Origin of the sequence: Pseudomonas sp. GM30 (assembly GCF_000282275.2) — a bacterium.
In the GTDB taxonomy this organism is placed as follows: Bacteria; Pseudomonadota; Gammaproteobacteria; order Pseudomonadales; family Pseudomonadaceae; genus Aquipseudomonas.
Window position 1 is genome coordinate 136118 of the sequence record NZ_AKJP02000031.1, and the last position, 13167, is coordinate 149284.

General features: G+C 62.7%; 11 protein-coding genes. 3 read left to right on the top strand and 8 right to left on the bottom strand.

Translation table 11 applies throughout. From position 1 onward, the window contains the following. Positions 1-12 precede the first annotated feature (12 nt). The 6 genes from PMI25_RS25675 to kdpF form a co-directional block, all read right to left on the bottom strand. Complete coding sequence (locus PMI25_RS25675) at positions 13-711, bottom strand: response regulator (RefSeq protein ID WP_007963684.1); 699 nt, start codon at positions 709-711, stop codon at positions 13-15. 48 nt (positions 712-759) lie between these two features. Then, entirely contained in the window at positions 760-3411 is a 2652-nt protein-coding gene (locus tag PMI25_RS25680) for a sensor histidine kinase (RefSeq protein ID WP_007963682.1), read from the bottom strand. Positions 3412-3538: 127 nt separating this feature from the next. Further along, positions 3539-4084, bottom strand: coding sequence for a potassium-transporting ATPase subunit KdpC (kdpC, locus tag PMI25_RS25685; protein WP_007963680.1), 546 nt, complete (start codon positions 4082-4084; stop codon positions 3539-3541). A 131-nt stretch (positions 4085-4215) separates the two neighbouring features. Continuing rightward, positions 4216-6279, bottom strand: coding sequence for a potassium-transporting ATPase subunit KdpB (gene kdpB / locus PMI25_RS25690; RefSeq protein WP_007963678.1), 2064 nt, complete (start codon positions 6277-6279; stop codon positions 4216-4218). Positions 6280-6289: 10 nt separating this feature from the next. Further along, positions 6290-7984 (bottom strand): potassium-transporting ATPase subunit KdpA, encoded by a 1695-nt coding sequence (gene kdpA / locus PMI25_RS25695; protein ID WP_007963676.1) that lies wholly within the window; start codon positions 7982-7984, stop codon positions 6290-6292. A gap of 8 nt (positions 7985-7992) precedes the next feature. Beyond that, positions 7993-8082 carry a K(+)-transporting ATPase subunit F gene (gene kdpF, locus PMI25_RS25700; RefSeq protein WP_007963673.1) on the bottom strand — a complete coding sequence of 30 codons (90 nt, stop codon included), beginning with the start codon at positions 8080-8082 and terminating at the stop codon, positions 7993-7995. A 409-nt stretch (positions 8083-8491) separates the two neighbouring features. Between kdpF and eat the strand changes: the two genes are divergently transcribed. The 3 genes from eat to PMI25_RS25710 all read left to right on the top strand — a co-directional run bounded on the left by eat (position 8492) and on the right by PMI25_RS25710 (position 10877). Next, entirely contained in the window at positions 8492-9856 is a 1365-nt protein-coding gene (eat, locus tag PMI25_RS25705; RefSeq protein ID WP_007963671.1) for an ethanolamine permease, read from the top strand. A gap of 137 nt (positions 9857-9993) precedes the next feature. Continuing rightward, a complete protein-coding gene (locus tag PMI25_RS28355; protein ID WP_003226857.1) occupies positions 9994-10161 on the top strand; it encodes a DUF2897 family protein in 168 nt (55 codons plus the stop codon). 158 nt (positions 10162-10319) lie between these two features. Beyond that, positions 10320-10877 carry a TetR/AcrR family transcriptional regulator gene (locus tag PMI25_RS25710; RefSeq protein ID WP_007963668.1) on the top strand — a complete coding sequence of 186 codons (558 nt, stop codon included), beginning with the start codon at positions 10320-10322 and terminating at the stop codon, positions 10875-10877. Here the strand turns inward: PMI25_RS25710 and fabF are convergent. Together fabF and PMI25_RS25720 are read right to left on the bottom strand one after the other, a co-directional pair. Further along, positions 10874-12148 (bottom strand): beta-ketoacyl-ACP synthase II, encoded by a 1275-nt coding sequence (fabF, locus tag PMI25_RS25715; protein WP_007963666.1) that lies wholly within the window; start codon positions 12146-12148, stop codon positions 10874-10876. The genes PMI25_RS25710 and fabF overlap by 4 nt on opposite strands. A 17-nt stretch (positions 12149-12165) precedes the next feature. Beyond that, positions 12166-12963 (bottom strand): SDR family NAD(P)-dependent oxidoreductase, encoded by a 798-nt coding sequence (locus PMI25_RS25720; protein ID WP_007963665.1) that lies wholly within the window; start codon positions 12961-12963, stop codon positions 12166-12168. Positions 12964-13167 lie beyond the last annotated feature (204 nt).

The window sequence follows — 13167 nt, forward strand, 5'->3', positions numbered from 1 at the left end:
GCCACTACAAAGCTACAGGCTGTTCTCACTCAACAGCCGATACCCAACCCCCGCCTCCGTCACAATAAACCGCGGCCGCGTCGGATCATCCGCCAGCTTCTGACGCAAATGCCCGACGACAATTCGCAGGTAATGACTGTCCTCGGTATGCGTCGGCCCCCAGATGTCCTTGAGCAATTGCTGCTGGGTGATCACCCGCCCCGGGTGCCGCGCCAGTTGCGCCAGCACCGCGTATTCCTTGCGGGTCAGCGCCACTTCGGCACCGTCAAGCAGCACCCGCCGATAGGCCAGATCCACGGTCAACGGGCCGAACGTCAGCGCCGCTTGCTGGGCCTCGCCGGCCGGTGCCTGGCGCAACAACGCGCGGACCCGGGCGAGAAATTCCTGAATGCCGAACGGTTTGGTCACGTAGTCGTTGGCGCCGCCATCCAGCGCCTGGACTTTCTGCCCTTCGCTGGCCCGCACCGAGAGCACCAGCACCGGCGCGGTGGCCCACTCGCGAAACTCGCGCAGCACCTGCTGGCCGTCCATGTCCGGCAGGCCGAGGTCGAGCACCAGCAGGTCGGGTTTGTTCAGCGCCGCCTGGGCCAGGCCCTCGGCGCCGGTGCCGGCCTCCAGCACTTTGTAGCCTTGTGAGGCGAGGCTGATGCGCAGGAATTTGCGGATCTGCGGTTCGTCATCGATGACCAAAATGGTCGCGGTCTGGCTCATGAATTCACATCAACACAAAAGATTGGCAAGAGAGTAGCGCAGCCGGGCTCAGGCTTCATTGTCCATCCCCGGTTGCGCCTGCAATGGCAGGTGCAGGGTGATGCTGGTGCCGCGCCCGTCGATGCCGTCGGCGACGCTGATGCGTCCGCCATGCGCGCCGACCATGCCCTGACAGATCGCCAGCCCCAGCCCCGTGCCCTGCCCGCCGCGATCACCGCGGGCGGCGGTGTAGAACATGTCGAAAATCTTCGCTCGTTCGTCCTCGGGAATCCCCGGCCCTTCATCGCTGACCGTGAAGAAAATCTCCTCGTCATCGGCGCCGGCACTCAACTCCAAACGACCGTGTGGCGGCGAGAAGCGTGCGGCGTTTTCCAGCACATTGACCAACGCCTGTTCGATCAATGCGGCATGCACGAACAGCAGCGGCAGCTCGGCCGGCACATCGGTGCTGACCTGCAACGGCGCCAGCACCGCGCGCAGGCGATTGAGCGAGCTGCCGACGATGTCCGCCGGCGCTACCCAGTCCCGCGCCAGTTTCAGTGCGCCGTGGCCAAGACGAGTCATGTCCAGCAGGTTCTGGATATAGCGGTCGAGACGTTCGGCCTCGTCGCGGGTGCCTTCGAGCAACTCGCGGCGATCTTCAAGCGGAATGGCTTCGCCGAGGGCCAGCAGGCTGTCGATGCTGCCGCGCATGGCGGTCAGCGGTGTGCGCAGATCATGCGATACCGAAGCCAGCAGCGCACTGCGCAACTGCTCGGTTTCACCGTGCAGGCGCGCGGCTTCCAGATCGTCCGCCAGTTGCGCCCGCGCCAGCGCCTGGGCCAGTGGCTGACTCAACGCGGTGAGCAGGCGCCGACGCTGACCGCTCAAGGTCTGGCCTTCTTTGGCGCAGACCCCGAGCAGCGCCAGCGGGCCGTCCTCCACCGACAGCGGCCACCACCACCAGCGACCGAACGGCAGCGTGCCGGTGCCCATGCCGGCCGGTTGATCGTGCTGCCAGGCCCAGTCGGCGGCGGCACGTTCGGATTCGCTGAACTCCAGCGGCCCGCCGGTCTCGACTTTCCAACCGCCCTGGCCGTCGCGGTTGAGCAGGCACAATTGCAGATCGCTCCAGCCGTTGAGGTGCTGCGCGGCGGCGCTGATCACGGCCTGACGATCCGTCGCCGCAGTCAGTTTGCGCGACAGGTCGAGCAGCTCCGTGGTCTCTTCCTGGGTGTCGCGCAACGCCTGCAACTGACGGCGCTGGCGTGCGGCGAGATTGCCGGTGAGCGCCGCCATCAGCAGGAAGAACAGCAAGGTCAGAACGTCTTCTTCACGCTGGATGGCGAAGGAAAAATTCGGCGGGATGAACAGGAAGTCGTAGGTCAGAAACGACAGCGCCGCACAGGCCAGCGCCGGGCCCAGACTGCTGCGCACCGCCACCAGCAGCACCGCCGCGAGGAACACCAGCGAGATGTTCGGCAGCGGCAAAATACTCGACACCGCCCACGCCAGGGCACTGGCCAACAACGTGGCAAGCAGCGCCAACAGATAATCGAACCAGACCAGCGTCGGCGTCATCCGCAGACGCGGCTGCGGGTGTTCATGGTCGTTGTCGAGGACGTTGATTTCCAGGCCGTGGGCCTGACGCAGCAACCGTGCGGCGAGCCCGCCACCGAACAGCCGACGGCGCAGACTCGGCCGCGACTGGCCGACCAGCAGCAGACTCGCACGACGTTCGGCAGCATGCTGGATCAGGGTTTTCGCCACTTCGCCGGCGCGCAACAACACCACTTCGCCGCCGAGGCGTTCGGCCAGTTGCTGGGCATTTTGCAGGCGCAGGCGCGATTGCTCGTCGCGCACCGTGCCGTTGTCGACATGCACCAGACTCCACGGTAAATGCCGACGCTGGGCCACGCGACTGGCGTGACGTACCAGGCGTTCGGCATGCGCATCGCCATCGACGCCGACCAGCAAACGCCCGCGCACCGCCGGAGCTGCCTGACCGAGTTGGCGATAGCCTTGCGCGAGATCGTTGTCGACCTGCGCCGCCGCCGTTTGCATCGCCAGTTCGCGCAGCGCGGTGAGGTTAGTCTGGGTGAAAAACGCATCGATCGCCGCCCGCGCCTGTTCCGGCACGTAGACCTTGCCTTCGCGCAGACGCTCCAGCAATTCACGCGGCGGCAGGTCGATCAGCAGCAGTTCGTAGGCTTCCTGCAGCACCCAGTCCGGCAGGGTTTCGCGCACCTGCACGCCGGTGATGCCGCGCACCTGATCGTTGAGGCTTTCCAGGTGCTGGACGTTGACCGTGGTGTAGACGTCGATGCCGGCGGCGAGCAGTTCCTGAATGTCCTGCCAGCGCTTGGCATGGCGGCTGCCGGGGGCATTGGTGTGCGCCAGCTCATCCACCAGCACCAGCTTGGGTTTGGCCGCGAGCAGGCCGTCGAGGTCCATTTCTTCGAGCATCACGCCACGGTATTCCGAGCGCACCAGCGGCTGCTGCGGCAAACCGCCGAGCAGCGCTTCGGTTTCCGTACGACCATGGGTTTCGACGACACCGGCAATGATTTTCACGCCCTGGCGCAATTGCGTGTGCGCGGCCTGGAGCATGGCGTAGGTCTTGCCGACCCCGGGGGCGGCGCCGAGGAAAATCTTCAGCCGGCCACGGCCGTCGCGGGGCAGGTCTGCTAACAGTGCGTCGGCGCGGCCGGAGTCGCTCATGCTTGATCTCTTCAGTCAGATGTTTATGCGTTGCCAGTTGTGGCCTCTTCGCGAGCAAGCTCGCTCCCACAGGTTCAGTGTTGCTCTTGTGGGAGCGAGCTTGCTCGCGAATGGCAGCGCCGCAGAATTACAGTTTTTCCAGCGCCATGTTCAGCTCCAGCACGTTGACCACCGGTGGCCCCACCAGCGGCTGTTCGATGTGCGCATCGAGCAGTTGCTGCAAGGTCGACACCGGCAGGTTGCGCGCTTGCGCGACTCGCGCCAGTTGATAGGCAATTGCCGCCGGTGGCAAGTGCGGATCGAGGCCGCTGCCGGAGGTGGTCAGCAACGCCAAGGGCACCGGCCCCTGGCCGGGCACCTGCAACTTGTTGGCGTCGTCGATCACCCGCGTGGCCAGCGCCGAATTGCTCGGCGCGAGGTTGCTGGCGCTGCTCGATACGGTAGCAAACGCGCCCGCCGAAGGACGCGGATGGAACCACGCATCACCGACGAAATCCTGGGCGATCAGTGACGAGCCGCGCACCTTGCCGTCGGCATCGTGCACCAGGCTGCCGTTGGCCTGTTCAGGGAAAGCGACCTGCGCAACGCCGGTCACCACCAGTGGATAGGCCACGCCGGTGATCAGGGTCATCAGCACCAGCAGGCTCAGGGCCGGACGTATCATTGTGGACATTGCAAAATCCTCGAATTCAGAAAGCGGATACCGCGTTGATTCAGGTGGACCGAGTCGACTTCATCGCCAGCAGGCTGGCTCCCACAGGGGACCGCATTGCTAAGGTGGGAGCGAGCCTGCTCGCGAAGGGATCACACCAGATGCAGCGCCGTGAGCAGCATGTCGATCGCCTTGATCCCCACGAACGGCACCAGAATCCCGCCCAGTCCGTAGATCAGCAGGTTGCGCCGCAGCAGTGCCGCGGCACTCGCCGCCTGCACGCGCACGCCGCGCAGTGCCAGTGGAATCAGCACCACGATGATCAGGGCGTTGAAGACGATGGCCGAGAGGATCGCGCTCTGCGGACTGGTCAGCTGCATGATGTTCAGCACGCCCAGTTGCGGATAAATCGCGGCGAACAGCGCCGGCAGAATCGCGAAGTATTTGGCCACGTCATTGGCGATGGAAAACGTCGTCAGCGCGCCACGGGTCACCAGCAATTCCTTGCCGATCTGCACCACGTCCAGCAACTTGGTCGGGTCGCTGTCGAGGTCGACCATGTTCGCTGCTTCGCGTGCGGCTTGCGTGCCATCGTTCATCGCCATGCCGACGTCAGCCTGGGCCAGCGCCGGGGCGTCGTTGGCTCCGTCGCCGCACATGGCGACCAGACGACCGTCGTTCTGCTCAAGGCGGATACGCGCCAGTTTCTTCTCCGGGGTGGCTTCGGCCAGCACGTCATCGACGCCCGCTTCTGCCGCGATGGCCGCAGCGGTCAACGGGTTGTCACCGGTGACCATCACCGTACGAATCCCCAGTTTGCGCAGCTCGGCAAAACGCTCGCGAATGCCTGGCTTGACCACGTCCTTCAAGTGAATCGCGCCCAACAGTTTGCCGTCGGCGCAGACCAGCAACGGCGTGCCGCCGCTCTGCGCGATCTTGTCGATTTCCCGCGACAGCGCCGGGGCCAGATCCGAGCGTTGTTGACCGAGGAAGGCCAGCAGCGAATCGACTGCGCCCTTGCGGTACACGCGCCCCTGATAATCGACACCGGACAGGCGGGTTTCCGCACTGAATGGCACGGCGGTCAAGCTGTCGAGCGCAGGCTCAGGCTGCGGGTGCAGACCGCGCAGATACTCGACGATGGATTTGCCCTCAGCGGTTTCGTCCGCCAACGAAGCGAACAGCGCACCTTCGGCCAGTTCGCGACCATTCACGCCCGGTGCGGCATACACCGCGCTGCAACGACGGTTACCGAAGGTGATGGTGCCGGTCTTGTCCAGCAACAGCACGTGCACGTCACCGGCCGCTTCCACCGCGCGCCCGGATTTGGCGATCACGTTCAGCCGTACCAGACGATCCATCCCGGCAATACCGATGGCCGACAGCAGGCCACCGATGGTGGTCGGAATCAGCGTGACCAGCAGCGCCACCAGAAACACCAGCGGCAGGCTGCCGTTGGCGAAGTGGGCGAACGGCTGCAGGGTCACCACAACCAGCAGGAAGATCAGGGTCAGGCCGATCAGCAGGATATCCAGCGCGACTTCGTTCGGGGTCTTCTGGCGCTTGGCGCCTTCGACCAGGGCGATCATGCGATCGAGGGTCGACTCACCGGGGTTGGCGGTGATCTTCACCAACAACCAGTCGGACACCAGGCGCGTGTTGCCGGTGACCGCCGAGCGATCGCCGCCGGACTCGCGAATCACCGGCGCCGATTCACCGGTGATCGCCGCTTCGTTGACCGCCGCGATGCCTTCGATGACTTCGCCGTCACCGGGGATCATCTCCCCCGCTTCGACGCGCACCACATCACCCTTGCGCAGACTGGCGGCAGGCACCACCTGAAAGCTGCCGTTGGCCAGTTTGCGCCGCGCGCTGAGGCCTTCGCTACCGGCCTTGAGACTGTCGGCGCGGGCCTTGCCGCGACCTTCGGCCAAGGCTTCGGCGAAGTTGGCGAACAGCACGGTGAACCACAACCACAGAGCAATCTGCGCGGCGACGAAAGTCGGCACGACGTTGTCCGGGATGAAGCACAGCACGGTGGTGAAAATCGCCGTCAGTTCGACCACCAGCATCACTGGCGAACGCAGCAGTTGACGCGGGTCGAGCTTGACGAAGGCTTGCACCAGCGCCGGACGCCACAGGGCCGAGATCGCGGTTTTCGGTGCTTCTGCCGACTGGGTCGGCACTGCAGGTTTTGCAGGAACATGCATATTCATGATCGATTCCTTAGAAGCCCATGCTCAAGTGTTCAGCAATCGGACCGAGCGCCAGAGTCGGCAGGAAGGTCAGGCCGCCCACCAGCAAAATGGTCACGGTCAACAGGGTCACGAACAGCGGGCCGTGGGTCGGGAAGCTGTTCTGGCCGATCGGTGCGGTTTTCTTCATCGCCAGGCTGCCGGCCAGGGCCAGTACCGGCAGGATGTAACCGAAGCGACCGATCAACATGCCCAGACCGAGCATCAGGTTGTGGAACGGCGTGTTGGCACTCAGGCCACCGAATGCCGAACCGTTGTTCGCGCTGGCCGAGGTGTAGGCGTACAGCAATTGGCTGAAACCGTGCGGGCCGGGGTTGCTGATGGTCGCCGCCGGGCCAGGCAGAGCAGCCGCGATGGCGCCCAGTACCAGCACGCCCACCGGCATCACCAGCAAGGTCACCACCAGCAATTGCACTTCCCGCGCCTGCAGTTTCTTGCCCAGGTATTCCGGGGTGCGGCCAATCATCAGGCCGGCGAGGAACACTGCGATCAGCGCGTTGAGCAACATGCCGTAGAGCCCGGCACCGACGCCGCCGAAGATCACTTCGCCGACCATCATGTTGACCAGCGCGACCATGCCGCTGAGCGGGTTGAGGCTGTCATGCATGCCGTTGACCGAACCGTTCGACGCCGCAGTCGTGGTCACTGACCACAGCACGGTGGCGGTGGTACCGAAGCGTGCTTCCTTGCCTTCCAGTGGCGCGGTCTGTTCGACCGCGACATTGTTCAGCGCCGGGTTAGGCTGATATTCGGCCCACAGCGAGGTCGCACCGCCGATCAGGAACAGCGCCAGCATGCAGGCGATGATCGCGCGGCTCTGACGCTGGTCTTTCACGTAATGACCGAAGGTGAACACCAGCGCTACCGGAATCAGAATGATCGAGGCGAGTTCGAACAGGTTGCTCCACGCGGTCGGGTTCTCGAACGGATGCGCCGAGTTGACACCGAAGAAGCCACCGCCGTTGGTACCCAGTTGCTTGATCGCAATCTGGCTGGCCGCCGGGCCGAGCGGGATCACTTGATCGACGCCCTGCATGGTGACGGCATTGACGTATTGCGCGAAGGTCTGCGGTACGCCCTGCCACACCAGGTACAGCGCCAGCAGCAGGCACAAAGGCAGCAGGCCATAGAGGGTGGCGCGGGTCATGTCGACCCAGAAATTACCCAGAGTCTTGGTCGACTTGCGCCCGATGCCACGGCACAACGCAACCAGCACGGCGAGACCGGTGGCGGCACTGACGAAGTTCTGCACGGTGAGGCCGACCATCTGGCTCAGATAGCTGAGGGTCGCTTCACCACTGTAGGACTGCCAGTTGGTGTTGGTCATGAAGCTGACCGCGGTGTTGAACGCCTGGGTCCATTCCTGGCCCGGCAGGTTTTGCGGGTTCAGCGGCAGGTGATCCTGAAACAACAGGATCGCGAACAGCAGCAGGAAACCGGCAAGGTTGAACGCCAGCAAGGCCAGCGTGTACTTCTGCCAGCTCTGCTCAGCCTGCGGATCCACCCCGGCAATCCGATAGCAACCGCGCTCGACCGGGCCGAGAACCGGCGTCAGCCAGGTGCGCTGACCTTCCATCACCTTGTAGTAAAAACGCCCGAGGAACGGCGCCGGCAGCAAGACCACCGCAAAAAACGCGAGGATCAGCCAATAGTCATAACTGTGCATAGCCGCTCCTAGTTCCGGTCCGCGCGCAACAGCGCAACCAACAGATAAATGAACAGCCCGGCTGCCAACAGCAGGGACACCCCGTCCAGAACGCTCATGGAAGATCTCCGTGTTACGGCGTATTGCCGCGTGTGGAGGCATTGTCGGAAAGGAGGCTGTAAAGGAACGAGACCGAGGGGGTTGGCTGGGCATAAAGAAAGCGTAAAGAGTGGGTTTATGCGTTCGTTACAGGTGGGTTTCGCGTCGTGTTGGCGGGGCTTCTTCGCGAGCAAGCTCGCTCCCACAGGGGATTTGTGAACGCCACAGATCCAATGTGGGAGCGAGCTTGCTCGCGAAGACGGCATAACCGACAACATCGCACCCAACTGGCGCACAAAAAACGCTCATCCAGCCGCGAACATCCCCGATACGACAGCTTTCAGCGCTTTACGACCTGACTTACAGCAATGGCACGCCCACTGCACACGCCCTCCCCCGAGCTTTCCAAACCGTTCCGGGAGCAAGCGCATGAACACACAACTCAAACCCACGCTGGGCACCTTGCACCTGTGGGGCATCGCCGTCGGGCTGGTGATTTCCGGCGAGTATTTCGGCTGGAGTTACGGCTGGGGCGTGGCTGGCACGCTGGGTTTTCTGGTGACCTCGTTCATGGTCGCCACGATGTACACCTGTTTCATCTTCAGCTTCACTGAACTGACTACGGCGATTCCGCATGCCGGCGGGCCGTTCGCTTACAGCCGTCGTGCGTTCGGTGAGAAAGGCGGACTGATCGCCGGGCTGGCGACGCTGATCGAATTCGTCTTCGCACCGCCAGCGATTGCCCTGGCGATCGGCGCTTATCTGAATGTGCAGTTTCCCGCCCTCGATCCGAAACACGCAGCGGTCGGCGCCTACATCGTGTTCATGACCCTGAACATCCTCGGGGTGAAACTGGCCGCGACGTTCGAACTGATCGTCTGCGTGCTGGCGGTGATCGAATTGCTGGTGTTCATGGGGGTGGTCGCGCCAGCGTTCAGCTTCAGCAGTTTTGCGTTGAACGGCTGGGCCGGCTCCGATGTGTTCGGGCCGCCAGCGATTGCCGGGATGTTTGCCGCGATTCCCTTTGCCATCTGGTTTTTCCTCGCCATCGAAGGCGCGGCAATGGCTGCCGAAGAAGCCAAGGATCCCAAGCGCACGATCCCCAAGGCCTACATCAGCGGCATTCTGACGCTAGTGCTGCTGGCGATGGGCGTGATGTTCTTCGCCGGCGGTGTCGGCGACTGGCGCACCCTGGCGAACATCAACGACCCGTTGCCACAGGCGATGAAAACCGTGGTCGGCGACAACTCCGGCTGGCTGCACATGCTGGTGTGGATCGGTCTGTTCGGTCTGGTGGCGAGTTTCCACGGGATCATCCTCGGCTACTCGCGGCAGTTCTTCGCCCTCGCCCGCGCCGGTTACCTGCCGGCATCGCTGGCGAAACTCTCGCGCTTCCAGACTCCACACCGGGCGATCATCGCCGGCGGCATCATCGGCATCGCCGCGATCTACAGCGACGGCCTGATCAACCTCGGCGGCATGACCCTCACCGCGGCGATGATCACCATGGCCGTGTTCGGCGCGATCGTGATGTACATCATGAGCATGCTCAGCCTGTTCAAACTGCGTAAATCCGAACCCAATCTCGAGCGCACTTTCCGGGCGCCGTGCTATCCGCTGATTCCGCTGATCGCACTGGTGCTGGCGGTGGTGTGCCTGATCGCCATGGCCTGGTTCAACGCGCTGATCGGGCTGATTTTCCTTGGCTTCATGGCGGTCGGTTTTGGCTACTTCCTGCTGACCGGGCAACTGCGCGCTGACGCTCCGGCCGATGCGATGCTCACGGGGCGATAACCCATCATGTAGGAATTAAGGTGCGGCAGAGATATCGGGCCTAGAATGGAACCACTGCGAACTCACTTCGCTCATAAGTGGTATGCAGCGTCGCTGGCGAACCCTCGCCCGCCAAGCTGCCATTAAGGAGAGCCGTTATGCCCTGGTATGCCTGGTTGATTCTGGTCGTTGCAATCGGCTCGATCGTTGGCGGATTGATGATGCTGCGCGACACCGCCAACAAGGTTGAACTGACCGACGAAGAACGCAAACGCGTTGCGCAGCGAAACGCCGAAGCGGACATCAAGGACGCGCAGGATCGCTGAACGAAGAACCCCGCCGGATCAGGCGGGGTTTGTTTTTTGTGGAGAATATTACTCCAAGGATCATGTTGGACTCAGCCGCACGCTTTTAAGAAGTAGAAGTACAGTCACCATTTCATTTACCTTGGTTAAGATGGTGGCCTTGTTGCGGAGAGTTCCACATGCGTTACTCGCAAGATCATAAAGCTCAAACCCATCAACGGATCATCAAGGAAGCCTCGGCGCGATTTCGCAAGGACGGCATCGGTGCTACCGGCCTGCAACCCCTGATGAAAGCGCTGGGGCTGACCCACGGTGGCTTTTACTCGCACTTCAAATCCAAGGACGAACTGGTCGAGAAAGCCTTGCAGGAGGCAGGCGATCAAGTCGATGGCCTGTGCGCCGAGATCTTTGCCCAGGAACATCCGCTGCAGACGTTTATCGACACCTACCTGTCCGAATGGCATCAGACCTCTCCGCACGAAGGCTGCCCGCTGCTGACCATTTCCTCAGAGCTGGGTCTGCGCGGCCAGCCGAGCCCGACCAGTGATGCGGTACTCAATGCCCGACTGAATCAAATCGAAGGCACCCTCGAGGGTGACAACAGCGCCGACCAGGCCATCGTCATCATGTCGACGTTAGTCGGCGCGCTCTTGTTGTCACGCAGTGTCGCTGACGCCAAGCTTGCCCAACGCATTCTCGACGTCACTCGCGATCACCTCAAGCAATCGCAGGACTAAGCCTGCCAGCGCTTGAACAGCACACTGGCGTTCACCCCGCCAAAACCGAAACCGTTGGACAGCGCATATTCGATCGGCATCGACCGCGCCTGGCCGTGAACGATGTCTACGCCCGCGCTCGCCGGATCGGGATTTTCGAAGTTGAGCGTCGGCGGGACGACCTGATCGCGGATGGCCAACAGGGTGAAGATCGCTTCCAGTCCGCCGGCAGCGCCGAGCAAATGCCCGGTGGCGGATTTGGTCGAAGTCACGGCGATTTTATTCTCCGTACCGAACAGCGCCTTGATCGCTGCCAACTCACCAAGATCACCCACTGGCGTTGAGGTCGCATGCGCATTGAGATGCTGCACCTGCTCCGGCGCAACACCCGCCTGAGCCAACGCCAACTGCATCGCCCGTCGCGCACCGCTGCCATCTTCCGGTCCGGCAGTGAGGTGATAGGCGTCGGCAGTGGTGCCATAACCGACCAGCTCAGCCAACGGCTGCGCACCGCGTGCCAGCGCATGCTCCAGCGATTCGATCACCAGCAGCCCGGCCCCCTCGCCCATCACGAAACCATCGCGACCGCTATCAAACGGTCGTGAGGCTCGTTCGGGGGTGTCGTTGTAACCACTGGACAGCGCCCGCGCCGCGGCAAAACCGGCCAGACTGACCCGATCAATACAGGCTTCCGCTCCGCCACAAACCGCGATATCCGCTTCACCGGCACGAATCATCCGTGCAGCATCACCAATCGCCTGGACCCCGGCCGCACAAGCAGTCACCGGTGCGCCGAGCGGGCCTTTCAAAGCGTGCTGAATCGACACATGTCCGGCCGCCAGATTGACCAGAAACGATGGGATGGTGAAAGGCGACAGACGACGCGGGCCACGACTGTCGGTGGTGCGTACAGCGTCGGCTATTGCACCGAATCCGCCAACACCGGAGCCGATGATCGTTGCGGTACGCTCCTGATCCCTGGCCTCGGACGGCTGCCATCCGGCTTGCGCAAACGCCTGGCGCGCCGCTTCCATGGCGAACAGGATGAAGCGATCCATCTTCTTCTGTTCCTTGGGTGGCGTGGCAAGATCCGGATCGAAACCGGCCTCGACGTCCTCCGCCGCCGTTGGCACCATCCCGGCGACCCGGGTCGGCAGATCCGCGCTCACCGCGTCCGGCAAATTGCGCAAGCCCGAGCGCCCGGCGAGCAAGCGCTGCCAGACAATCTCGAGATCACTGCCCAAAGGCGAAACCAGGCCCATACCGGTGACAACAATTCGACGCTGACTCATACCGCAGTTACCTCTGATCAATTTTTGTAGCGTTGGGCCGCCGAACTGCGCGACAGATTCGGGGCCATGACATGACGTGCACGCACAAAGGCCTGCCATTCACCCGCGTCAGGCAGCGACGGGATGGTAATCAACTCGCCCAGATCCAGGCCGGCCAGCGCCGCGTCGACCATCTCGCCGGCTTCCATCACCATCTCCGCCGGTATGCCACTGGCGTCGATGCCGGAACGCTCCCAGATTTCGGTGCGGGTAACCCCGGGCAGCACCGCTTGCACCTTCACGCCAGTGCCTTCGAGCTCGGCGTTGAGCGATTGAGTCAGGCTCAACACGTAGGCTTTACTCGCACTGTAGGTCGCGTTGAAGCGCTCCGGAAACAGCGCCACCACCGAGGCGATGTTGATGATCGTGCCGCGTCCGGCCTTGGCGAAACTGGCAGCAGCCGCCGACGCCAGCAACGTCACGGCGGTGACGTTCAACTGGATCAGACGCTCCAGTTGCTCGGCGTCGGAATTGGCCAGCAAACCATCGGCTGCGACCCCCGCGTTATTCACCAACAGGCTGATGCTCGAATCACTGCGCAGGCGTTGCTGGAGTTTGAGGACATCATCCTTTTGCGTCAGGTCGGCTTTGAGCACTTCGACCTTTACACCGTGGGCCTCGCGCAACTGGTTCGCAGCGGTTTCCAGACGCTGTTGATCACGGGCAACCAACAGCAAATCAAAACCACGCGCTGCCAGCCGATGAGCGTAGACGGCACCGATACCGGACGATGCGCCAGTGACGACGGCCGTACCTTGAGACTGGACTGAACTCATGAAAGCGCTCCTGAAACATATTGGGAGATAGGCCTCCAACGCTCACTTGCCTGGAGGTGACGGAAATTATTATAGGCATAATCTCAAGACAATATGATACTCATAATTTTGAGCTCGTCGACACACGCGACGGCGCTCCCTCTGCCGCATCTCTGCCACCAGAAAGCAGAAAGGCCGGTCAATGACCGGCCCCTTGGCGTTGAA

Excerpts from the sequence above, each read along its gene's own strand:
- PMI25_RS25710 (WP_007963668.1), top strand. The coding sequence starts at position 10,320 with ATGCGTTACTCGCAAGATCATAAAGCTCAAACCCATCAACGGATCATC.
- kdpB (WP_007963678.1), bottom strand. The coding sequence starts at position 6,279 with ATGAATATGCATGTTCCTGCAAAACCTGCAGTGCCGACCCAGTCGGCA.
- kdpF (WP_007963673.1), bottom strand. The coding sequence starts at position 8,082 with ATGAGCGTTCTGGACGGGGTGTCCCTGCTGTTGGCAGCCGGGCTGTTC.
- eat (WP_007963671.1), top strand. The coding sequence starts at position 8,492 with ATGAACACACAACTCAAACCCACGCTGGGCACCTTGCACCTGTGGGGC.
- fabF (WP_007963666.1), bottom strand. The coding sequence starts at position 12,148 with ATGAGTCAGCGTCGAATTGTTGTCACCGGTATGGGCCTGGTTTCGCCT.
- kdpC (WP_007963680.1), bottom strand. The coding sequence starts at position 4,084 with ATGTCCACAATGATACGTCCGGCCCTGAGCCTGCTGGTGCTGATGACC.
- PMI25_RS25680 (WP_007963682.1), bottom strand. The coding sequence starts at position 3,411 with ATGAGCGACTCCGGCCGCGCCGACGCACTGTTAGCAGACCTGCCCCGC.
- kdpA (WP_007963676.1), bottom strand. The coding sequence starts at position 7,984 with ATGCACAGTTATGACTATTGGCTGATCCTCGCGTTTTTTGCGGTGGTC.
- PMI25_RS25720 (WP_007963665.1), bottom strand. The coding sequence starts at position 12,963 with ATGAGTTCAGTCCAGTCTCAAGGTACGGCCGTCGTCACTGGCGCATCG.
- PMI25_RS25675 (WP_007963684.1), bottom strand. The coding sequence starts at position 711 with ATGAGCCAGACCGCGACCATTTTGGTCATCGATGACGAACCGCAGATC.
- PMI25_RS28355 (WP_003226857.1), top strand. The coding sequence starts at position 9,994 with ATGCCCTGGTATGCCTGGTTGATTCTGGTCGTTGCAATCGGCTCGATC.